The organism is Leisingera sp. SS27, assembly GCF_028368855.1.
Lineage (GTDB): Bacteria > Pseudomonadota > Alphaproteobacteria > Rhodobacterales > Rhodobacteraceae > Leisingera.
On the sequence record NZ_JAQNCY010000004.1, the window covers coordinates 265,813 to 287,787 of the forward strand.

At 61.7% G+C, this 21,975-nt stretch carries 21 protein-coding genes; 11 read left to right on the forward strand and 10 right to left on the reverse strand.

What is annotated here, in order from left to right; all coding sequences use genetic code 11:
• Nucleotides 1-94 precede the first annotated feature (94 nt).
• The 5 genes from N6L27_RS11365 to N6L27_RS11385 all read left to right on the forward strand — a co-directional run bounded on the left by N6L27_RS11365 (nt 95) and on the right by N6L27_RS11385 (nt 6,040).
• The gene (locus tag N6L27_RS11365; RefSeq protein WP_271907364.1) at nt 95-2,917 is read left to right on the forward strand and encodes a molybdopterin oxidoreductase family protein; all 2,823 of its coding nucleotides are present in this window, start codon (nt 95-97) and stop codon (nt 2,915-2,917) included.
• Complete coding sequence (locus N6L27_RS11370; RefSeq protein WP_271907365.1) at nt 2,914-3,696, forward strand: 4Fe-4S dicluster domain-containing protein; 783 nt, start codon at nt 2,914-2,916, stop codon at nt 3,694-3,696. The genes N6L27_RS11365 and N6L27_RS11370 overlap by 4 nt, the downstream gene beginning before the upstream one ends.
• Nucleotides 3,696-4,583, forward strand: a complete 888-nt coding sequence (locus tag N6L27_RS11375; RefSeq protein WP_271907366.1) for a dimethyl sulfoxide reductase anchor subunit family protein — start codon at nt 3,696-3,698, stop codon at nt 4,581-4,583. The genes N6L27_RS11370 and N6L27_RS11375 overlap by 1 nt, the downstream gene beginning before the upstream one ends.
• A 117-nt stretch (nt 4,584-4,700) precedes the next feature.
• The gene (locus tag N6L27_RS11380; protein ID WP_271907367.1) at nt 4,701-5,162 is read left to right on the forward strand and encodes a carboxymuconolactone decarboxylase family protein; all 462 of its coding nucleotides are present in this window, start codon (nt 4,701-4,703) and stop codon (nt 5,160-5,162) included.
• Nucleotides 5,159-6,040 (forward strand): sigma-70 family RNA polymerase sigma factor, encoded by an 882-nt coding sequence (locus N6L27_RS11385; protein WP_271907368.1) that lies wholly within the window; start codon nt 5,159-5,161, stop codon nt 6,038-6,040. The genes N6L27_RS11380 and N6L27_RS11385 overlap by 4 nt, the downstream gene beginning before the upstream one ends.
• A 121-nt stretch (nt 6,041-6,161) precedes the next feature.
• Here the strand turns inward: N6L27_RS11385 and dapA are convergent, their stop codons facing one another.
• Nucleotides 6,162-7,034: a 4-hydroxy-tetrahydrodipicolinate synthase gene (gene dapA, locus N6L27_RS11390; RefSeq protein ID WP_271907369.1), complete on the reverse strand. Its 873-nt coding sequence runs from the start codon at nt 7,032-7,034 to the stop codon at nt 6,162-6,164.
• A gap of 139 nt (nt 7,035-7,173) precedes the next feature.
• Here dapA and N6L27_RS11395 point away from each other — a divergent pair, with 139 nt between their 5' ends.
• The gene (locus N6L27_RS11395) at nt 7,174-9,132 is read left to right on the forward strand and encodes a transglycosylase SLT domain-containing protein (RefSeq protein ID WP_271907371.1); all 1,959 of its coding nucleotides are present in this window, start codon (nt 7,174-7,176) and stop codon (nt 9,130-9,132) included.
• Here N6L27_RS11395 and N6L27_RS11400 read toward each other — a convergent pair.
• On the reverse strand, nt 9,106-10,014 hold the full coding sequence (locus N6L27_RS11400; protein WP_271907372.1) for a DMT family transporter: 909 nt from the start codon (nt 10,012-10,014) through the stop codon (nt 9,106-9,108). The genes N6L27_RS11395 and N6L27_RS11400 overlap by 27 nt on opposite strands.
• The gene (mnmD, locus tag N6L27_RS11405) at nt 10,011-10,679 is read right to left on the reverse strand and encodes a tRNA (5-methylaminomethyl-2-thiouridine)(34)-methyltransferase MnmD (RefSeq protein ID WP_271907373.1); all 669 of its coding nucleotides are present in this window, start codon (nt 10,677-10,679) and stop codon (nt 10,011-10,013) included. Before mnmD ends, N6L27_RS11400 begins: the two co-directional genes overlap by 4 nt.
• Before the next feature lie 58 nt (nt 10,680-10,737).
• On the opposite strand from mnmD, the gene N6L27_RS11410 reads away from it, so the two are divergent.
• Nucleotides 10,738-11,778, forward strand: coding sequence for an NAD(P)/FAD-dependent oxidoreductase (locus tag N6L27_RS11410; protein ID WP_271907374.1), 1,041 nt, complete (start codon nt 10,738-10,740; stop codon nt 11,776-11,778).
• Between the two features lie 107 nt (nt 11,779-11,885).
• Here N6L27_RS11410 and N6L27_RS11415 read toward each other — a convergent pair whose 3' ends face one another.
• From N6L27_RS11415 to N6L27_RS11430, 4 genes are all read right to left on the reverse strand, one after another.
• The gene (locus N6L27_RS11415) at nt 11,886-12,428 is read right to left on the reverse strand and encodes an NADPH-dependent FMN reductase (protein WP_271907375.1); all 543 of its coding nucleotides are present in this window, start codon (nt 12,426-12,428) and stop codon (nt 11,886-11,888) included.
• 178 nt (nt 12,429-12,606) lie between these two features.
• Nucleotides 12,607-13,263: an OmpA family protein gene (locus tag N6L27_RS11420; protein ID WP_271907376.1), complete on the reverse strand. Its 657-nt coding sequence runs from the start codon at nt 13,261-13,263 to the stop codon at nt 12,607-12,609.
• 139 nt (nt 13,264-13,402) lie between these two features.
• Nucleotides 13,403-14,092 (reverse strand): helix-turn-helix transcriptional regulator, encoded by a 690-nt coding sequence (locus N6L27_RS11425; RefSeq protein ID WP_271907377.1) that lies wholly within the window; start codon nt 14,090-14,092, stop codon nt 13,403-13,405.
• Nucleotides 14,093-14,362: 270 nt separating this feature from the next.
• Nucleotides 14,363-15,232: a bifunctional helix-turn-helix domain-containing protein/methylated-DNA--[protein]-cysteine S-methyltransferase gene (locus tag N6L27_RS11430; protein ID WP_271907378.1), complete on the reverse strand. Its 870-nt coding sequence runs from the start codon at nt 15,230-15,232 to the stop codon at nt 14,363-14,365.
• 157 nt (nt 15,233-15,389) lie between these two features.
• Here N6L27_RS11430 and nth point away from each other — a divergent pair, with 157 nt between their 5' ends.
• Both nth and N6L27_RS11440 read left to right on the forward strand, forming a co-directional pair.
• The gene (gene nth / locus N6L27_RS11435; RefSeq protein WP_271907379.1) at nt 15,390-16,034 is read left to right on the forward strand and encodes an endonuclease III; all 645 of its coding nucleotides are present in this window, start codon (nt 15,390-15,392) and stop codon (nt 16,032-16,034) included.
• A gap of 61 nt (nt 16,035-16,095) precedes the next feature.
• The gene (locus N6L27_RS11440) at nt 16,096-17,088 is read left to right on the forward strand and encodes an adenosine kinase (RefSeq protein ID WP_271907380.1); all 993 of its coding nucleotides are present in this window, start codon (nt 16,096-16,098) and stop codon (nt 17,086-17,088) included.
• Nucleotides 17,089-17,208: 120 nt separating this feature from the next.
• Here N6L27_RS11440 and N6L27_RS11445 read toward each other — a convergent pair whose 3' ends face one another.
• Complete coding sequence (locus tag N6L27_RS11445) at nt 17,209-17,694, reverse strand: MarR family winged helix-turn-helix transcriptional regulator (RefSeq protein WP_271907381.1); 486 nt, start codon at nt 17,692-17,694, stop codon at nt 17,209-17,211.
• Nucleotides 17,695-17,769: 75 nt separating this feature from the next.
• On the opposite strand from N6L27_RS11445, the gene N6L27_RS11450 reads away from it, so the two are divergent.
• The gene (locus N6L27_RS11450) at nt 17,770-18,639 is read left to right on the forward strand and encodes an EamA family transporter (RefSeq protein ID WP_271907382.1); all 870 of its coding nucleotides are present in this window, start codon (nt 17,770-17,772) and stop codon (nt 18,637-18,639) included.
• Nucleotides 18,640-18,645: 6 nt separating this feature from the next.
• Here N6L27_RS11450 and N6L27_RS11455 read toward each other — a convergent pair whose 3' ends face one another.
• Together N6L27_RS11455 and N6L27_RS11460 are read right to left on the reverse strand one after the other, a co-directional pair.
• A complete protein-coding gene (locus tag N6L27_RS11455) occupies nt 18,646-19,167 on the reverse strand; it encodes a hypothetical protein (RefSeq protein WP_271907383.1) in 522 nt (173 codons plus the stop codon).
• 1 nt (nt 19,168) lies between these two features.
• The gene (locus N6L27_RS11460; RefSeq protein WP_271907384.1) at nt 19,169-19,651 is read right to left on the reverse strand and encodes an RNA pyrophosphohydrolase; all 483 of its coding nucleotides are present in this window, start codon (nt 19,649-19,651) and stop codon (nt 19,169-19,171) included.
• A gap of 138 nt (nt 19,652-19,789) precedes the next feature.
• On the opposite strand from N6L27_RS11460, the gene N6L27_RS11465 reads away from it, so the two are divergent.
• Complete coding sequence (locus N6L27_RS11465; RefSeq protein WP_271907385.1) at nt 19,790-21,817, forward strand: NADPH-dependent 2,4-dienoyl-CoA reductase; 2,028 nt, start codon at nt 19,790-19,792, stop codon at nt 21,815-21,817.
• Nucleotides 21,818-21,975 lie beyond the last annotated feature (158 nt).

Here is a 21,975-nt window from a genome sequence, read left to right on the forward strand (position 1 = left end):
ATATGTTCCAAAACATTGAACCAGTGCAGAACACTATTCCCAAATTGAGGCAATCCGTCATACGGTCGCCCGAAACTCCCAACAGGACCCGCCAATGACCCACCAGCAGCCAATCCTGAACACCTCGCCCAAGGTTTCGGACGAGATCCGGAAGACCACCTGCTACATGTGCGCCTGCCGCTGCGGCATCAATGTGCACATGAAGGACGGCAAAGTTGCCTATATCGAAGGGAACCGCGACCACCCTGTGAACAAGGGTGTGCTTTGCGCCAAAGGCTCCGCCGGGATCATGCAGGTCAATGCGCCGTCCCGCCTGAAGGCGCCGATGCTGCGCACCGGGCCGCGCGGATCAGGCCAGTTCAAGGAAATCACCTGGGACGAGGCGCTGGCGATTGCGGTGGGCTGGCTGGAGCCTGTCCGCCACGAGGCGCCGGAAAAGCTGGCGTTTTTCACCGGCCGCGACCAGTCGCAAAGCTTCACCAGCTTCTGGGCGCAAAGCTATGGCACGCCAAATTACGCTGCGCACGGCGGCTTCTGTTCGGTCAATATGGCGACAGCGGGTATTTACACCATGGGTGGCGCCTTCTGGGAATTCGGCCAGCCTGATTGGGAGCACACCAAACTGTTCCTGCTGTTCGGCGTTGCCGAGGACCACGATTCCAACCCGATCAAGATGGGTATCGGCAAGATCAAGAAGCGCGGCGCACGGGTGATCGGCGTGAACCCGATCCGTTCCGGCTATAACGCAGTTGCGGACGATTGGGTCGGCATCACCCCCGGCACCGACGGTCTGTTCATCCTGTCGATGATCCACGTGCTGATGAAGGCCGGCAAGATCGACCTCGACTACCTCAGCCGCTACACCAATGCGCCGGTTCTGGTGAACGCCGCGGAAGGGCCTGAAAAGGGCCTGCTGATGCGTGATGCAGACGGCAAGATGCTGGTCATTGACCGCAACACCGGCAAGCTGACCCCGTTCGACCAGCCCGGCGTGCGCCCGGACCTGTCGGCGGTATACGAAAAGGACGGCGTCACCCACCGTCCGGTCTTCCACCAGATGGCCGAGCGTTATCTGGCGGATGAATACGCCCCCGAAGCCGTCGCTGACAAATGCGGCATCCCGGCCAAGCGCATTCACGCCATCGCGGGTGAGCTGGCCCGCGTCGCCTTTGACGAGGCGTTTGAGCTTGATCACGAATGGACCGACTTCCGCGGTGAGAAACACTCCAAGATGATCGGCCGCCCGGTCGCCATGCACTCGATGCGCGGTGTCTCGGCCCACGCTAACGGCTTTCAGACCTGCCGTGCGCTGCATGTGCTGCAGATCCTCCTAGGCACCGTTGAGGTCCCAGGTGGCTTCCGCTTCAAGCCCCCCTACCCCAAGCCGGTCGAGGCGCACCCGACCCCGCACAGTAAATCCACGCCCGACACCCCGCTGGACGGCCCGCATCTGGGTTTTGTGCGCGGACCCGAGCATCTGGCGCTGAAAGAAGACGGCAGCCCCGCCCGGATCGACAAAGCCTTCACCTGGGAAAACCCGATGTCGGCCCATGGACTCATGCACATGGTGATTTCCAATGCACATGCGGGTGATCCCTACAAGATCGACACGCTGTTCATGTATATGGCCAACATGTCGTGGAACTCTTCCATGAACACCAAGGGTGTGATGGAGATGCTGACCGACAAGGATGAGAACGGCGACTACAAGATCCCGCATATCATCTACTCGGACGCCTATAGCTCCGAAATGGTAGCCTTTGCCGACCTGATCCTGCCCGACACCACCTATCTGGAGCGCCACGACTGTATCTCACTGCTGGACCGCCCGATCTGCGAGGCGGATGCGGCGGCGGATGCGATCCGCTGGCCCGTAATCGAACCGGACCGCGATGTGCGCGGTTTCCAGACGGTTCTGATCCAGCTGGCCAACCGGATGAAACTGCCGGGCTTCACCAACGAGGACCGCACCGCCAAGTGGAAAGACTACGCCGACTATATCGTCAACCACGAGCGCAAGCCGGGCATCGGCCCGCTGTCCGGTTTCCGCGGTGAAGACGGCAGCAAAACCGGGCGCGGTGAAGTGAACCCGGAGCAGCTGAACAAGTACATTGAGAACGGCGGCTTCCATGTGGCCCACATCCCCGAAGGAGCGGATTATTACAAACCCTGGAACACCGCCTATCAGGACTGGGCCGTGGACATGGGCATCTACGACAGCCCGCAGCCCTATCTGTTCCAGCTTTATGTGGAGCCGATGCGCAAGTTCCAGTTGGCCGCCGAAGGCCATGGCGAGCGCCAGCCGCCCGAGCATCTGCGCCAGCGGGTGAAAGACGTGATGGACCCGCTGCCGATCTGGTATGAGACTGACCAGCAAGGCAACGAGGGCTTCACTGTCAACGCGCTGACCCAGCGTCCGATGGCAATGTATCACTCCTGGGGCACCCAGAATGCCTGGCTGCGCCAGCTGCACGGCCGCAACCCGCTCTATGTGCCCACCAAATTGATGCGCGAAAACAATCTGCAGGACGGCGACTGGGCCAAGGTCACCTCGCCGCACGGCGAAATCACCGTGCCGGTGATGGAGATGGCTGCGCTCAACGACAACACCGTCTGGACCTGGAACGCCATCGGCAAGCGCAAGGGTGCCTGGGCGCTGGAGGAAGATGCACCGGAAGCTACCAAGGGCTTCCTGCTCAACCACCTGATCCATGAGCTGCTGCCTGCCAAGGGCGACGGCATGCGGTGGGCCAACTCGGACCCGATCACCGGCCAAGCGGCCTGGTTCGACCTGAAAGTCAAAATCGAAAAGGCCGCTGCACCGATGGACATGCAGGAATGCCAGCCGGCCTTCCCGGCGCAGGAATCCCCGGTCGGCACCGGCCCGAAAGAACTGAAGTGGAAAGTAGGCAAATGACCGAGCTCCCCAACTCCACAGACCGCAAGATGGGCCTGGTCATCGACCTGGACACCTGCGTTGGATGTCATGCCTGCGTGATCTCGTGCAAAGGCTGGAACACCGAAAACTACGGCGCCCCCTTGTCGGATCAGAACCCCTATGGCGGCGACCCGTCAGGCACCTTTCTGAACCGGGTGCATTCCTACGAAGTGCAACCCTCCCCCTGCAGCAGCCAGCCTAACCCGGCTGCACAGCTGATCCATTTCCCCAAATCCTGCCTGCATTGCGAGGACGCGCCCTGCGTCACAGTCTGCCCCACCGGCGCCAGCTACAAGCGCGCCGAGGACGGCATTGTGCTGGTCAACGAAGACCACTGCATCGGCTGCGGTCTCTGCGCCTGGTCCTGCCCCTATGGCGCACGGGAACTGGATCTGGCCGAAGGGGTAATGAAGAAATGCACCCTCTGCGTTGACCGGATCTATAACGAGAACCTGCCGGAGGTGGACCGCATCCCCTCCTGCGTGCGGACCTGCCCGGCGGGTGCCCGCCATTTCGGCGATCTTGGCGACCCGGAAAGCGATGTCTCCAAACTGGTGGCAGAGCGCGGCGGCATGGATCTGATGCCCGAGATGGGCACCAAACCGGTGAACAAGTATCTGCCGCCTCGTCCCAAAGACCAGATCGAGGATCAGATCGATATCCTCGCCCCACTGCTGGCACCCGTCGCTGAGGAGCCGCAAGGCTTCATGGGCTGGCTGGACAAGGCCCTCGACAAACTTCCGGGAGGAGCGAACTGATGCATCCCGCACCCTCAGTTATCATCTTTACCACCCTGTCGGGTCTGGGCTTTGGCCTGCTGTTCTTCCTCGGTCTTGGCCAGCCGGCTGTGACCGGCACAGTGGCTTTCGTGTTCTACGCCATCGCGTTTGGCCTGGCCTGCGGCGGCCTTCTGGCCTCCACCTTCCACCTGGGCCACCCGGAACGCGCCTGGCGCGCCCTCACCCAGTGGAAATCCAGCTGGCTCAGCCGCGAGGGCGTCTGCGCCGTGGGCGCCCTGATCGTCATGGGGCTTTATGCGCTTGGCGCAGTGTTCATGGACAGCCAGTGGACCCTGCTGGGCTGGATCGGTGCCGCACTCAGCCTCGCCACCGTCTTTACCACCTCGATGATCTACACTCAGCTAAAGACCATCCCGCGCTGGAACATGGAGCTGACACCCGTGATGTTCCTCTCTTTCAGCCTGGCCGGCGGCGCGCTGCTGGCGGGTGCCGAGAGCCTGGCGCCCTGGCTGCTGGTCATCGCCGGTGCCGTTCAACTCGCCTACTGGGCCAAGGGTGACAAGGCGCTGGAAAACTCGGGCACCAATATCGGCACCGCAACCGGTCTCGGCGACCGCGGCGCCGTGCGCGCCTTTGAGCCGCCGCACACCGGCTCCAACTACCTCCTGCGCGAATTCGTGCATGTGGTGGGCCGCAAACACGCCCAGAAGCTGCGGATGATCGCCTTTGTTCTGGGCTTTGCCCTGCCGCTCCTGCTGATCCTGACCCCGGTTGAGGGTGTGGCCATTAAACATGTGTTTGCCGCTCTTGCGGTGCTGTCGCATCTGGCCGGTGCCGCCACCTCGCGCTGGCTGTTCTTTGCCCAGGCCGAACATGTGGTCGGCCTCTACTACGGCAAACGCTGACTGACTCCGGGGCGCCCACTGAGGCGCCCCAGTTTTTTAGTGTATTTTCCACCGAAGGCGTCACAAACGCCGTGGCTGCCTCGTCCTGTTCCTGAAACCAAATAAAGGAACAGAACCATGACCCAACGCCTAGATTATTTCGCCATTGCCCCCGAACTGTTCCAGCCGATGCTGGAGCAGGAAAAGCTGTTCAAGGACAGCACCCTGGAACACAGTCTGGTAGAACTGGTGAAGCTGCGGGCCTCGCAAATCAACGGCTGCGCCTTTTGCATTCACATGCACAGCCACGATTTGCGCGCCCATGGTGAAAGGGAAGACCGTATGCAGCTGCTGAATGCCTGGCGCGAATCCTCGCTGTACTCAAAAAGGGAACGTGCTGCGCTGGCATGGTGCGAGGCGCTGACACGGGTGGAAACAACCGGTGCTCCGGATGCGGATTATGAAGAGGCAACCAAACTATTCTCTCCGCGAGAGCAGGTGGTGCTAACACTGCTGATCAGCGCCATTAACGCCTGGAACCGCATTGCAATCGGCTTCCGCACTCCTCATCCTGCCGCTGAGGAGGCAAACGCCGCGTGACAGCTCAGGGAATGAACGAAGGAACCGATGCGTTCCTGATTGCGCGGCCGCGATTGTTTGCGGCCGCCTACCGGATGCTGGGCACGGTCAGCGACACCGAGGACATTCTTCAGGATGCGTTCCTGCGCTGGCAGGCAGCGGACAAGGCTAATGTGCAGGACCCCACTGGCTATCTGATGCGGATCACCACCCGGCTGTGCCTGGACCAGCTGAAATCCGCCCGCGTCCGGCGCGAAACCTACCCTGGTGAATGGCTGCCGGAGCCGCTGCTGACCGAGGATGCAACCGAACAGCTGGACCATGACGTCTCAGTTGCACTGCTGCTGGCACTGGAAACCCTTTCGCCGCTGGAACGCGCTGCTTACCTGCTGCATGATATTTTCGACAGCTCTTATGACGACATTTCCACCGCACTGAACCGTTCTCCCGAGGCTTGCCGCCAGTTGACTGCCCGCGCCAGACGCAAGGTGCGGGAACTGCGGCCAGAGCGCCCCTCCGACCCGGAACAGGGCCGGGAAATAACCGAGGCTTTCTTTCGCGCGTCCAGAACCGGTGACACAGAGGCCCTCACACAACTTCTGGCGAAAGATGTACAGCTGATCTCCGACGGCGGCGGCAAGGCGATGGCTGCCCTCAATCCGATTAACGGCCGGGACAAGGTGCTGCGGCTGATGGAAGGCATCGCACGCAAGTTCGCCAACACGCTTCCGAAACGCTGGCGTTTTTGCCGCCTAAACGGCCTCCCGGCAGTTCTGAACCAGGCGGAGGACGGCATCTTGCAAGCGACATCGCTGGAAATCACGAATGGCAAAATCACACAGATCTACGTGACCCGTAATCCAGACAAAACCCGGCATCTGGCCGGTGCTCTAAACTGAAGGCGCCAGACCTCTTGCCTTATAGCGGCAATCCACCCCGGAGGGTTCCAAACCAGAAAGAAGCAAAAAGGGCGGCATTCCGAGGGAGGCCGCCCTGACAAATTTGATTATTGGCAGAAGTTTACAGCAAGCCCGCGTGCAGCATCGCTGCATCAATCGCTGCCTTGGTGCTGTCTTCCAGTGTGGTCAGTGGCGAGCGCACTTCTTCACTGCACATGCCAAGCTTGGAAAGACCGTATTTCGCCCCTGCCAGTCCGGGCTCGATGAAAATCGCCTCATGCAGCGGCATCAGCTTGTCCTGATACTCCAGCGCCGTAGCATAGTCGCCTGCCAGCGTGGCGGCCTGAAATTCTGCACAGAGCTTCGGCGCGACGTTTGCGGTCACCGAGATGCAGCCAATGCCGCCATGTGCGTTGAAGCCCAGCGCGGTTGCGTCTTCACCTGACAGCTGCACGAAGTCTTTGCCGCAAGCCGCACGCTGCTGGCTGACGCGGGCCAGATCGCCGGTGGCGTCCTTCACCCCGATGATCCGTGGCAGTTTGGCCAGCTCCCCCATGGTCGCAGGCGTCATGTCCACAACCGAGCGGCCGGGAATGTTGTAGATGATGATCGGCAAATCCGCGCAATCATGGGCGGCCTGGAAGTGCTGCACCATACCGCGCTGGGTTGGTTTGTTGTAATACGGTGTCACGACCAGCGCCGCATCAGCACCGACCTTTTTGGCGAATTCGACGAAGCGAATCATCTCGACGGTGTTGTTGGAGCCTGCACCCGCAATCACCGGCACACGGCCTGCCGCCGCCTTAACCGTCTCGGCGATGACCAGTTCATGCTCCTCGTGGGACAGGGTCGGGCTTTCGCCAGTAGTTCCGACAGGCACCAGCCCGGTCGAGCCTTCGGCAATCTGCCATTCCACCAGACGTTTGAGCGCATCCAGATCCAGCTCGCCGTTCGAAAACGGGGTGACGAGTGCTGGCATAGAGCCTTTAAACATGGGCACGCTCCCTTCGTTGCAGGTGCAGGCGGCAATCCGCCGCCGTCAAGATATGGAATGCCGGTGATTTGAGTTGATACCGGCACGCCAATGAGTAACGTTCATGCCTCTATCCCCGGACCAATGGAAAATGCAAGAGATGACACGCATCCTGGCCCTTATTCTGCTGATAGCTGCGGCCCTGCCCGCCCCCCCAGCACTGGCCCGCAACTTAGGCGCGGCGCTTGAACTGATGCGCGCGGAAAAGTGGGACGAGGCCGTACGGGAAGCCGGCAAGCGCGATAGCGTGGCCCGGGACATCATAGAATGGCACCGGCTGCGGGCCGGGCTGGGATCTGCCGGTGATGTGATGGCCTTTCTGCAGCGGCGACCCGACTGGCCAGGCCTGGACTACCTGCGCCGCCAGAACGAGGACGCTATTGCTTCCGCCGGGCGTGAAACTGTTCTAGCCTATTACGCCAAGCAACGCCCGCAAACTGCCGAAGGCGCACTGAGCCTGGGCAAGGCGCTGATTGCCGCCGGGCGGCGCGGAGATGGCGAGGCTGAGATCGTTATCGCCTGGCGTACTATGGCGATGGGCAGCGCCATCCAGAGCCTTTTTTTGCGAGACTTCGGAACACTCCTGAAGGCGCATCACACCGCGCGGCTGAACAGGCTCTTGTGGGAGGAGCATCTGGTCAGTTCCAAGCGCATGCTGCCTCTGGTGCCGAAAGGCGAGCGGCAGCTGGCCGAAGCGCGCATAGCGCTTCAGGAACGCGCACCCGGTGTGGATGCCAAGATCGAAGCGGTTCCAGACCGCCTGCAAGGCGCTGCAGGCCTCGCCTATGACCGTTTTGCCTGGCGCGACCGAAAACGCCTGCAAGACAGTGCCATCGAAATGCTGCTGGACCGCAGCACCAGCGCCGAAAAATTGGGCGAACCTGGGAAGTGGCTGCGCCGCCGCCGTGACTTGTCACGCCAGCTGATGCGGGATGATGATCATGAGCGCGCCTACCAGCTCGCGGCCTATCATTTCTCTTCTCCCGAGGACGGTTACGGCTATTCAGATTGCGAATGGCTGGCCGGCTACATCGCCCTGCAGAAATTGCGCGACCCTGAGCTCGCCGCGGTGCATTTTCAGCGCTTCCTGGCCTCGGTCGAGACCCCGATCTCGATCGGTCGCGGCGGTTATTGGCTGGGCCGGGCCTATGCCGCGATGGGAAAGGCAGACAAGGCGCATGAAGCCTACGCTAAGGGCGCAGAATATCAAACATCCTTTTACGGTCTTCTGGCCGCCGAGAAGCTGGGGCGCCCATTTGATCCGGCACTAGTGAAGCCCGCACCCATGCCTGACTGGCGCGAGGCCGCTTTCATGCAGTCATCTGTAACGGAGGCCGGACTGATGCTGCTGAAGGCCGGTGATCTGGCTCTGGCTGAGCGCTTCCTAACCCACCTCGTGGAAACCTTGCCGCCGGTACAGGCCCGGCAGCTGGGGCAGATGGCGGTGGATATGGACCAGCCGCATCTGGCCGTGATGATCTCCAAGCGTGCAGCCCGCGGCGGGGTAGAACTGGAAGGCGCCTATTACCCGCTGCACCCTGTCGCCAAGCATAAGCTGCCCATGGCGGAGGAAATGATTCTGGCCATTGCCCGGCGCGAAAGCGAATTTGATCCAGCGGTCATCAGCCATGCTGGCGCACGCGGCCTGATGCAGGTGATGCCTGCGACGGCCAAGCTGGTGGCAACAGAGCTTGGCATACTGGCAAACCACAAGACATCCCGCCTGACCGCGGAATGGGATTACAACGCTAAGCTGGGCGCCAATTACCTCGCTGGCCTGGCCGGCAAGTTCCGCGGCAATGTTGTCATGATGGCCGCAGGCTACAACGCTGGTCCGCACCGCCCCATTACTTGGATGGGGCGCTATGGCGATCCTCGGGACGGAAATCCTGATATCGTAGACTGGATTGAGCACATTCCGTTCAACGAGACCCGCAACTACGTGATGCGGGTCACTGAAAGCCTGCCTGTTTACCGGGCCCGGCTGGGCAAGGCGCCGCTGCCGGTACCGTTTTCCAAGGAGCTGATGGGCTCAACCCTTCACGCGTTCGCGCCATAAGGTGAACAGCCCGGCTGCTATGATGACGCCCGCGCCGATGGCGACATTGGTGCGGATCACCTCGCCGAAAACCGCCATACCCAACATGGCCGCCCAGATCAGGTGGAAATAAGCAAAGGGTTGCACAGCGCTGGCTTCGGCCATCTCATAGCATTTGATCAGCAGCCAATGGCCGGTCACCCCCGAAACGCACAAAAGCGCCATCCAGAACCAGTCGCCCTGGCTCATCGGCTCCCAGAACCAGATGCCGATGGCGGTCATGAAGACCATGCCCGCAATACCGGTCCAAAAGAAACTGGTGGCGGTGCTGTCCTTGCGCGCGGCATAGCGCGTCACCAGCCCGTAGACGGCAAACATCAGCGCAGAGATGAAAGGGATCACCGCCGCCGGATTGAACACGCCCATGCCCGGCTGCAGGATGATCAGCACCCCGATCAAGCCGACGCCAATCGCCGCCCAGCGCCGCCAGCCGACGCTTTCGCCCAGAACCGGGCCGCTCAGCGCCGCGACCAGCAGCGGATAGCAGATGAACACCGCCTGGCTCTCAATCAGGCCCAGCACGGTAAAGCCATAGACCGCCACACAGATTTCAGCCACCAGCAGCACGCCGCGAAAAATCTGCAGCCACAGCTGATCTGTACGGGCAGCCTCCTTGATCCCTCCCGGTGCCCGTGCCGCCAGGAAAACCACAAAAGCAGCAAAGAACCAGTAGCGCACCATCACCACCATGTAGGTGTTGTAGGTGCCCGCCAGATGGCGCGAAATACCATCCTGCAGGGCAAAGACGACGGTTGCACCGATCATCAGCAGGATACCCAGCGGCACGTTGTTCTGCTGCACCCGGGGCTGAGGCAGGCTTTTACCCTGTGGAACCATGCTCATCTCAGAACCGCCTTTGTCATATGCCGCTTGCGCCCGTAACCGGGGATGCGGGTCACTTCAAATCCTGCCGCTTCCAGCCCGCGGCGGACAAAGCCTGCCGCCGTGTAGGTCGCCGCTGACCCGCCGGGCGCTGTATGTGCCGCAACCTCTGCCATCAGCGCTTCCTCCCACAACTCAGGGTTCTTGGCCGGAGAGAACCCGTCCAGAAACCAGGCATCTGCTTGGCCTGTCCACTCCCGCAGCGACACCCGCGCGTCGCCCTGGATCACCTCCAGTTGCAAACTCCCCAGATCGCAAGCGCCCGGACCCGTCCATTTTGCCAGAAACCGCTCCGCCCAAGGGGCCACCGCCGGGAACGCCTCCAGCGCCCTGGCCATATCGGCGGGCGCCATCGGAAAGGCCTCGAAACTGGTGAAGCGCAATGGCCCTTGCTGCCCTGCTGCTTCCCAGGCACGCCAGGCCGCCAGCATGTTGAGACCGGTGCCAAAGCCCAGCTCGGCAATATGGAAACCGGGTGCAAACCGGGCAGGCAGACCGTTGCCTGCCAGGAAAACATGCTCTGTCTCCGCCAGCCCGTCCAAGATTGAGAAATAGGGATCATCAAACTGATCCGACACCGGCACGGTGCCATCGCGCCAGCTGAGCCGGGCCTGCTGGTCTGCCATGCTAAAATCCCCTAAGTGAGTGCCTGGAACGGCGCGACACTGGCGAAAGGATACCGAAATGGCAATGGCAGATGTAACAGTGCGCGGAGCAGGTATTTTCGGCCTGTCAATCGCCTGGCTCTGCGCGCGCCGCGGCGCGCGTGTGCAGGTGGTTGATCCTTTTGGAGCTGGCGCTGGCTCCAGCGGCGGCCTTGTTGGCGCCCTCGCTCCCCATGTGCCGGAAAACTGGAACCCCAAGAAACAGTTCCAGCTGGAAAGCCTTCTGATGGCCCAAGGCTTCTGGGCGGAAGTTGAGGCCACCGGCGGCGTCTCCCCCGGCTATGGCCGCACTGGCCGGGTGCAACCGATCAATGACGAGCGTGCACTGGAATTGGCCCGTCAGCGTGCTGTTTCGGCCCGCGAACTGTGGAAAGATCAGGCGGAATGGCGCGTCTGCGAGGCTGCCTCCTTGGGTCCGTGGGTCCCCCCCAGCACCACCGGCTATGTCATCCATGACACCCTCAGCGCCCGTATGCACCCCCGCCGCGCCTGCGCCGCTCTGGTGTCCGCACTTGCTGTGATGGGCGTCGGAATCCAGGCCGAGGCCCCGGATCAGGGCAAGGTGGTCCATGCCAAGGGCTACGCCGGCCTGCTGGAGCTGAACGAAGCCTTGGGAAAATCCATCGGTGGTGGCGTCAAGGGCCAGGCTGCACTCCTGCGGTTCAACGAAGGCGAAGTGGCGCAGCTCTACGCCGACGGCCTGCACATCATACCGCACGCGGACGGAACGCTTGCAATCGGCTCCACCAGCGAGCGGGAATTTGCAGACGGCAAGTCTACCGACAGCCATCTGGACGACATTATCGAACGCGCCCGCGCAGCGGTGCCGGTGCTGCACGGTGCTGAGGTAATCGAACGCTGGGCCGGCGTCCGCCCCCGCGCCAAGTCCCGGGCCCCGATGCTTGGCTCTTGGCCTGAACGCCCGGACCACTTCATCGCCAATGGCGGCTTCAAGATCGGCTTCGGCATGGCTCCAAAGGTGGCTCACGTAATGGTGGACTTGCTGCTTGAGAACCGGGACAGCATCCCGCGGGGCTTCCGGGTCGAGGACAATCTGTAACCAGCCAGCTTCTGTTACGTCCCGGATACTCATGGCGTGAAAGCCGCATGGCACGGCAGGTAAAGCCCCTGCCCTCCATACCGCCTGAAGGCTGCGCTTTCCCGCGCTTACTTCGCCAAGTCGGCCCGCAGTTTCTGCATCAGCTTGGTCAGCGTGGCCTCGTAGTGCTCGCTCGTCAGCCGCCCGTTCGTGTCGAATTCCTTGCTGGAGCCTGCAAGATGCACCTCCGGTCCCGTAATCAACCGCGGCTGGAACGGCACCAGGAAGCCACGCAGGATCATCTGCGCGCGCTCGCCTCCTGCTCGACCTGCCGCCGCCGACATCACGGCTACAGGCTTGTCTGCCCATGGATTGCCCTCGGTACGGCTCACCCAGTCCAGCGCGTTTTTCAGAACACCCGACGGACCCTTGTTGTATTCCGGAGTGGAGATCGCAATGGCATCCGCCGCCGCAATCTGATCGGCCAGCACCTGCACTGAAGCCGGGATACCCTCTGCTGCTTCTGCATCACCATCGTAAAGCGGCAAATTCAGATCCGCCTCCAGGACCGAAGCAGCTCCAAAAACCCGCGCAGCTTCAGCCAGCAGCTTACGATTGGTGGCTTCCCGGCCCAGCGAGCCGGAGACTGTCAGCAAAACGGGGTCAGGCATGCGGAAATCCTTCTGTTTGCGTCAATTTCACCCACATCATGTATGAGGCCTCGACCAGCATGAAACAGCCATGGCCGCGCAGTCCATGTGCAGCGTTGCGTAACGCGGGGGCCTGCCGGCACGAAAACAGCCCGCTTCAGAATGGAGCGGGCTGCAATCATTCCAGGCGGCTTCAGGCTCAGGCCGCCTGCGGGATCACCACCACTTCCACACGGCGGTTTTGTGCCTTGCCTTCAGGTGTCAGGTTCGACGCCACTGGCTGGTTCTCGCCGCGGCCGATGATACGCAGGCGGCTGTAAGGAACCCCTCCGGCCTGAATCTGATCCGCGACCGCATTGGCGCGGCGCTCGGACAAGCCCTGGTTATACCCTGCGTCACCATCACTGTCGGTATGGCCGATCACCTGCACTATGCTGTTGGGGTAACGCACCAGGCTGTCGGCAACCCGGCGCAGATCGCCCTGCACGACCGGTGAGACCGCGGCACTGTCAGTCGCAAAAGTCAGGTCATTCGGAAACGACAGGATCAGCCGGTCACCGGTGTTGACAATTGTGATGTCATCGTTGGCAAGTGTCTGACGAAGCTCTCGCTCCTGCGCGTCAAGCTGATTGCCGATCACGCTGCCGGCTGTGGCACCAACCAGCGCGCCGGTCACGGCACCCAAGCCACGATCGGAGTCATTTGCGATGGCCCCGACACCTGCACCGATGATACCGCCTAAAACCGCCCCTTTTTGCGTGTTGCTGCCCGGAGTACCGATGGTTGCGGGATCGGTACAGGCGCCAAGAGCCAGGGTTGCGGCGACAATACCAGCCGTGGTGAGTTTCATCTGCATCTCAAAATTGCCTTCTGGTTTCTAAGGTCCGGGCAACACCCGGCGTCCGCTGGAATATCGGGGCGCAAGACCATGTTCTCAAGCCAAAGAGTCTCAACTTAGGCGGATTACCGCGCAAAACCTGCGGAACCGAGGGGTTTCAGGGCGCAAAAGCGAAGTTCCAGCCTTCCTGCTCCATCCAAAGTTTACGCAAGGAACCAGCCTCCGCAGCAAAACCCGCCTCCTGCAGGTCCGCCGCAAGCATCCGGTCGGTGCGGAAATGCCGGAACCCGCCGCGCAGCTCGCACCAGGCAGCCAGCATAGTGCATTCGATGTGATAGATCAGTGCCAGTGGCCGCAGCGTGCGGCGGCTTTCGCCACTTTCCGGGCTGAAATAGGTCAGATGCAACTTGCGGCTTTCCCGTACTGCTTGGCGCAAGAGTGCCTTGGACACGCACCCTTGCTCCGGATCATCCAGCGGCGCGCCCCAGGGGGCGACCTGCAGCCAGTCGGCGGTGGCATGCACATCCTTGATCTTGTGGCTCACCCGCTCTGCTGCTTTCTGCAGAGCACCATCCCCGGTGCGCATCAGCATCGCCAGCCCAACGTGCAAGGCCTCCAATTCCTCTTCGTCGAAATTGAGCGGTGGCAAGTCATAGCCCTTGCGCAGCATGTAGCCGATACCTGCTTCGCCCTCCACCGGCGTGCGCATCGCCTGCAGGGCCGCGATGTCCCGGTAGATGGTGCGCTTGGACACTTCCAGCTTCTCCGCCAGATCCTCCGCCCGCACCGGAGCGGAGGCGGACCGCAGGATCTGGATGATTTCGAACAGGCGGCCGGTACGAGGCATAAGTCGGTCTCCAGTGACACTCTGCTGACACTCTAGCACATCCCACTGACACCAACCTGTCAGCAGAGTTTTGTTTTTTTGGCAGTCGAAAGAGGAGAGAGCCAATGCTGAGCTACGATTGGATAGTGATGATCACGCTGGGCCTGGACCGCTGGGACAGCCAGCGGGTACCGACTGCCCCTCATGAGATTGAACGCGAGGAAGCGCGAAAACGCTATGAGGCACGATTGGCGGCAAAACCGCCAGTGGCAAGTTTTCGGGAGCGGCTTTTTAACCGGCGGCCTGAAAACCGCCTGCTGCAGCCTCCTCATCCCGCGCGGCCTCGTAGGCCAGCATCGCGCGCTTGACCGGCAGGCCCCAGTGATAGCCGCCCAGCGCACCGGATTTGCGCAGCGCGCGGTGGCAAGGGATCAGCCAGCTCACCGGATTGCGGCCCACAGCGGTGCCAACGGCGCGCACCGCCTTGGGGGAACCGATTGCGCTGGCCAGCTCAGAATAGGTCGTGACATGGCCCGAGGGGATGCGCAGCAGTGCTTCCCAAACCTTGATCTGCAAAGGTGCACCAATCATATGAAGCGCGGTCTCGCCTTTCTGGGCAAAGGCAGCCTCTGCTAGCGGCTTCAAGGCCATAGCATCCTCAATGTATTCAGCCTGCGGCCAGCGGGCGCGCATATCGGCCATCGCGGGTTCGGCCCCGGTTTCGGCAGCGAAAGCCAGTCCGCAAATGCCCTTCTCTGTACCCATCACCAGCGCCAGCCCAAAGGGGCTGTCAAACCATCCCCAGAAAATCCGCAGCCCGTCTCCATTGCGGGCGTATTCGCCTGGGCTCATCGCCTCCCAACGCAGGAAAAGGTCGTGAAGCCGGCCTGAACCGGACAATCCGACCGCATGAGACGCCTCCAGCGTTGTGAAGCGGTCGCGCAGCAGCGCCTTGGCATGACCAAGCCGCAGGTACTGCTGGTAGCGTTTGGGGGACACACCAACCCAAGCTGAAAACAAACGCTGGAAATGTGCAGGGCTCATATCCATCCGGGCGGCCAGCTGCTCCAGGGTCAAATCCTCGCCGCCATCGTCGATCAGCCCGATCGCCCGCCGCATGACGCCATAGTGGTAGGTGTTTTCCCGCGCTTCGATATTCATCGGTCCAGCCTGTATTAAACGTGTATCACTAAGTTATCCGGGCCAGCCCCGCCAATCGACCCGGAACTTGCGGGTTATCCTCGCAAGAAAGTACCCGCGGCAGAAAGGGCGCAATTTCAATTGCTCTTTGGCACCTGCTCTGTACATATGGCGCGCGATGGCAAAGCAACTCGATTATCATACCCTGCGCGAGATTTTCACGCGGTTCCAAGCAGCCGAGCCCGAACCCAAGGGCGAGCTGGAGCATGTCAACGCCTACACTCTGGTGGTCGCGGTGGCACTCTCGGCCCAGGCAACCGATGCCGGCGTGAACAAGGCGACCCGCGAGCTTTTCAAGATCGCCGACACCCCGCAAAAGATGCTGGACCTTGGCGAAGAGCAGCTCATTGAGCATATCAAGACGATTGGCCTCTACCGTAACAAGGCCAAGAACGTGATCAAATTGTCGAAGATCCTGGTCGAGGACTACGGCGGTGAGGTCCCGAACTCGCGCGCGGCATTGCAATCGTTGCCTGGTGTGGGCCGCAAGACTGCCAATGTGGTTCTGAACATGTGGTGGAAGCAGCCTGCACAAGCCGTCGACACGCATATCTTTCGTGTAGGAAACCGCTCCGGCATCGCGCCTGGGAAAGATGTCGATGCCGTGGAACGCGCCGTGGAAGACAATATCCCGGCGGACTTCCAGCAGCATGCCCATCACTGGCTGATCTTGCACGGCCGTTATCATTGCAAGGCGCGAAAACCGATGTGCGGGACCTGCATCATCCGCGACCTCTGCATGTTCGAAGACAAGAACCTGTAAACTTTTTGAGCGGCATAATCGCTTCAACTTACACCGCTTTGGAAATCCCCGAGGAGGGACCATGACCAAAACCTACCAGCTCGTCGGCATTGGCAATGCCGTGGTGGATGTGATCGCTCAATGCGAAGACAGCTTTCTGACTGAACAAGGCATTGAAAAAGGCATCATGCAGCTGATTGAGCGTGATCGCTGCGAAGATTTATATGCAGCAATGGGTAACCGGGTGCTGACCCCGGGCGGTTCGGTCGCCAATACTATCGCAGGCGCTGGCGCTCTGGGGCTTGAGGCCGCTTTCATTGGCCGGGTCCGTGACGATGCGCTTGGTAAATTCTATGCCGATGCAATGAACAACGAGGGCGTAGGCTTTGTGAATGCGCCTGTTTCGGGGGATGTGCTGCCGACCTCGCGGTCAATGATCTTTGTCTCGCCGGACGGAGAACGGTCGATGAACACATACTTGGGCATTTCTTCCGAGTTGAGCTCTGAAGACGTGCCGCAGGATGTAGCCGGCCAAGCGCAGATCATGTTCCTGGAAGGTTATTTGTTCGATAAGGACAGGGGTAAAACAGCGTTTCTGGAAGCGGCACGCAGCTGCCGCGAAGGCGGCGGCAAGGTTGGCATCTCGATCTCTGACCCGTTCTGCGTCGAACGCCATCGCGCGGACTTCCTCACCTTGATCGGCGAGGAGCTGGATTTTGTAATCGGCAACCAGGATGAAATCCGCGCCCTTTTCGAGACCGATGATCTGGAGAAGGCAATGGCCAAAACCGCCGCGATCTGTCCGTTGGTGGTTTGTACCCGGTCCGGAGATGGTGTGACAGTGCTGAACGAAGGTGTGCGCATCGATGTGCCGGTTGAGATGATCACCCCGGTCGATGCCACCGGTGCCGGCGACCAGTTCGCCGCCGGCTTCCTGTTTGGCATGGCAACGGGCCGCAGCATGGAAATCTGCGCTCGCATGGGCTGTATCTGCGCAGGCGAGGTGATCCGGCACATCGGTCCGCGTCCGGAGAGAAACGTGCGCCACCTCCTGGAAGAAGCCGGGCTGGTCTAAGCCAATCACCCCCTTCCGTCCGCTGAAACAGCACCTGCCAGCGTTTGGGCATAGCGCAGAGCGGCATTGCCGCCCTGCGCCGCCTGCCTTCTGCAGGCCCTTGCCACTCATTCCTCAAGTTTAACTGTCCGCTGCCGCCATCGCCTTGGACAGAAGCACCGTGAACTCCTCCATGTCCCGCTCGCTCAATCCCTCCAGCAACCGTGTCTGGGTCTGAACATGGGCGGTGACCGCCTTGTCGATCAAGGCAAACCCCTCCCCTGTCAGGCCGACCTGAAAGCTGCGGCTGTCTTCCGGATTCACCGCCCGCTTCACCAGTCCGTCCGCCTCTAGCCGGTCGATGCGGTTGGTCATGGTGCCGGACGCCACCATAGTTGCCTTCAGCAGATCACCCGGCGACAAGGTGTAAGGCGCTCCGGACCGGCGCAGCGTTGCCAGCACGTCAAACTTGGCGGCATTCAGACCGAACTCCGCAAAGGTCTTATGCATCTCGCGCTGATAAGCCAGATAAAGCCGTGCGACCCGGCCAATTACTCCCATAGCCGTGACATCCAAGTCCGGCCGTTCCTGCTCCCATTGCTGGGTGATAAAATCCACATGGTCCATGCCACTGGTTTAGGCATTTACATCTTGACGTCAAGATAAAATCCCTTATCTCGATATCGAGACAAGGAGAAACACATGCCGATCCGGACCCTTCTGCTGACCGCGCTGGCCCCTGCAATCTGGGGCAGCAGCTACATCGTGACGACAACTTTCCTGCCTGGCCACTCACCGCTGGTTGTGGCACTGCTCAGGGCGCTGCCTGCTGGGCTGCTGTTGCTGCTGCTGGTGCGCCAGCTGCCGCCGCTCAGCTGGCTTCCGCGACTGATGGTGCTTGGAGCGCTGAATTTCTCGCTGTTCTGGGTGCTCTTGTTCCTGTCCGCCTACCGCCTGCCCGGTGGGGTCGCTGCCACGCTGGGCGCCGTGCAGCCGCTGATCGTGGTGTTCCTGTCCGCCCTTCTGCTGCAGACGCAGATCCGCGCCGCTGCCGTTGCCGCCGCACTTCTGAGCATGGCAGGCGTTGCCTTGCTGGTGCTGACCCCGGCGGCCAAGCTGGACACGCTGGGCGTCCTTGCGGGCCTTGGCGGCGCCTTGTCGATGGCCACAGGCGTAGTTCTGACCCGCAAGTGGCAGCCGCCGGTGCCCCCGCTCACCTTCACCGCCTGGCAGCTGACCGCTGGCGGGCTGCTGCTGGTGCCTGTTGCGCTGTGGATGGTGCCGGAGATGCCGGTCTTCACGGCTGCCAATATCCTTGGCCTTGCCTACATGAGCCTCATCGGCGGAGCGCTGACCTATATCCTGTGGTTCCGCGGCCTCGCCCGGATCGGCCCGTCGCAAGTGTCGCTTCTCGGCGTTCTGAGCCCTCTGTCTGCCGTGATCCTGGGCTGGCTACTGCTGGGGGAAATCCTGACGCCCAACCAGATGTTGGGCGCCGCACTGGCCCTGTTCAGCCTTTGGCTCGGCCAGGTGCGGCTGCGGTCCCGGCCCTCCGCAACGGCAGCTGAATAACCAGTATCACCGCGGCTGGGCCGGCTCACAGGCCTTGCCGCGGTGGCAGTCCAGAACCTGCCGCCGCACTGTGGAGGTGTCGTCAAACGCAAACCCGCCGCAGGCATTGGCCCTGACCACCAATTCCTGCCCGCGTTGTTCGGCAAAGACCACATAATCTGCACCGGATTTCATCCCGCCGCACCAGGGCCCGAGGCACTCCACCTCAATCACCGCAGACACACTAACCCGCCGGGAGAAATACTTTCCCTCCAGCAGCTTGCCTGAGAGCTGTGCCGGAATGCGGGTCAACGGCGGCGTGTCGTTGGGATTGTCCGAATGAGACTGCGGCAGCAGGCTTTCGTCAAACTTCAGTTCGCCCGCAATGACGTTGTAAACTCTGTCCGAGTTCGCAGCATGCAGATAGGCATCCGCAGGTCCCCAAGGCAGGCAGCTGAGGGCAGCAGCCGGGCCGGCTGCAACAGCCAGAATACACGCGGTCAGGGCAGCACCGGTTCTGGCAGGTCGAAAACAGGCTCGCAAATCCATCTCACAGATACTCCCGGAACTCTGCCACCACCCGCGCATAGACCTCACGCTTGAACGGCACGATTTTCTCCACAAGGCTCTCCAACGGCTGCCAGCACCAGGCTGAGAACTCGGGATCATCCGTCTCGATATTGACCTGATCGTCCGTGCCCAGGAACCGCATCAGATACCACTTCTGCTCCTGCCCGCGGTATTTGCCGCCCCAGAAACTGGGCACCACGTCATGCGGAAGGTCATACGGCAGCCAGCCGTTGCTCTCAGCGATGATCTCGACCAGGTCAGGTGCCACACCGGTTTCTTCCTCCAGCTCCCTCAGCGCTGCAATCCGCGGGTCCTCGCCCACGTCGATCCCCCCCTGCGGCATCTGCCAGGCATCCTTGTAGCGGTCCTTGCGCTGGCCGACGAACACCGCACCCTCGGCATTGATCAGCATCACCCCTACGTTGGGGCGGTAGGGCAGCTTGGCAATTTCTTCCGGCGTCATCAGGCTCTCCTCAACATAGGTTTTCACAACCTTAGACCGCTTGCCGCCGGGGCACGCAAGGGGGTGACGCGGCGTTTGCCCGTGACAAGGCGGCCCGCGCCCTTGATCCTAGGGGCAACTGCCAGGGAGAGTTTCAAGATGACTGCGTACCCCAATCTGCTTGCCCCGCTGGATCTGGGCTTTACCACGCTGAAGAACCGGGTGCTGATGGGCTCGATGCACACCGGGCTGGAGGAAACCGGAGACTGGAACCGGGTTGCCGAGTTCTACGCGGCCCGCGCCCGCGGCGGCGTGGCGCTGATGGTAACCGGCGGGATCGGCCCGAACCTGGAGGGCTCGGTGCTGCCCGGCGCCTCGATGATGACCACACCCAAGGACGTAGAAAACCACCGGGTGATTACCAGCCGCGTGCATGAAGCGGGCGGCAAGATCGCCATGCAGATCCTGCACGCCGGCCGCTATGCCTATGGTCCCAAATGCGTCGGTCCCAGCCCTGTGAAATCTCCGATCTCCCCTTTCCCGCCGCATGAGCTGGACGAGGATGGTATCGAAAAGCAGATTGCCGACATCGTGAACGCCGCCCGGCTGGCGCAAGAAGCAGGATATGACGGCGTCGAGATCATGGGGAGCGAGGGGTATTTCCTCAACCAGTTCCTGGTTACCCACACCAACAAGCGCACCGACCGCTGGGGCGGCTCCTATGAAAACCGGATGCGGCTGCCGGTTGAGGTCGTGCGCCGCACCCGCGAGGCCGTGGGCCGCGATTTCATCCTCATCTACCGCCTGTCTATGATCGACCTTGTGCCGGACGGCTCAACGCATGAGGAAGTTGTGCAACTGGCGCAGGAAATTGAAAAGGCCGGCGCCACCATCCTCAACACCGGCATCGGCTGGCATGAAGCGCGCATCCCCACGATCGCCACCTCCGTGCCGCGCGCGGCTTTCGCCTGGGTCACCAGGAAACTGATGGGCAAAGTCGGCATCCCAGTAATCACCTCCAACCGCATCAACACGCCCGAAGTGGCCGAGCAAGTGCTCTCCGAGGGCTGCGCCGACATGGTGTCGATGGCCCGGCCGATGCTGGCGGATGCGGATTTCGTGGCCAAGGCCGAGGCCGGACAGGCAGACCAGATCGCCCCCTGCATCGCCTGCAACCAGGCTTGCCTCGACCATACTTTCAGCGGCAAGCTCACCTCCTGCCTTGTGAACCCGCGCGCCTGCCACGAGACCGAGCTGGTGATCGAACCGGCCGCAACCGCCAAGACGGTAGCCATAGTGGGCGCTGGCCCTGCCGGGCTGTCGACCGCACTGACGGCAGCGCAACGGGGCCACAAGGTCACCCTGTTCGACCGCGCCGACGAAATTGGCGGCCAGCTGAACATGGCCAAGCAGGTGCCTGGCAAAGAAGAATTCTGGGGCCTTGTGGACTGGTACCGTGCGATGGTGGACAGTGCCGGTATCACGCTGGAATTGGGCCGCGAGGTTTCTGCGGACGATCTGACCGGCTTTGACGAGGTGGTGATCGCCACCGGCGTCCTGCCGCGCGACCCCGCTATTCCGGGCCAGGACCGGGACAATGTGCTGAGCTACATCGACGTGCTGCGACACAATAAGCGAGTAGGCCAAAAGGTCGCCGTGATCGGTGCAGGCGGTATCGGCTTTGACGTGTCCGAATTCCTGCTGGAAGAGGGCCACAGCCCTGCCACCGACCTGCCCGCTTGGATGAAGGAATGGGGCGTGGCCGACCCGGCAGAACACCGTGCAGGCCTAGCCCCTGAGGGTCCGCAGCCCGCAGCGCCTGTGCGCCAGGTGACTCTTCTGCAACGCAAGGCCGAGCGCCACGGCAAGCGGCTGGGCAAGACCACAGGCTGGATTCACCGGGCAACGCTCAAGATGAAAGATGTGGAATTCGTCGGCGGCGTCAATTACGAGCGCATCGACGCCGAAGGCCTGCATGTAAGCTTTGGCGAGGCAAGGGAAAATCCGCGGGTGATCCAGGCGGACACTATCGTCCTCTGCGCAGGCCAGGTTTCCGAGCGATCGCTGGCGGATCTGCTGGCAGAACGCGGTATCACCGCCCATGTGATCGGCGGTGCGGATGTTGCCGCAGAACTGGACGCCAAACGCGCCATCAACCAAGGCACCCGCCTGGCCGCCAGTCTTTGAAGCAAACAAGGATCTCCCGCCTGCGGCAGCCGGTCCTGTCAGGCCCGGCCCGCAGTTGGGCCGGGCGCCGCGCCGCCGGCGCGGCGGGTGGCACCGCACTTTGCTCTGCGCTGCGCTTAGCGGGCGCGGCGCATATTCAATGCGCTTAAGCCGGACTG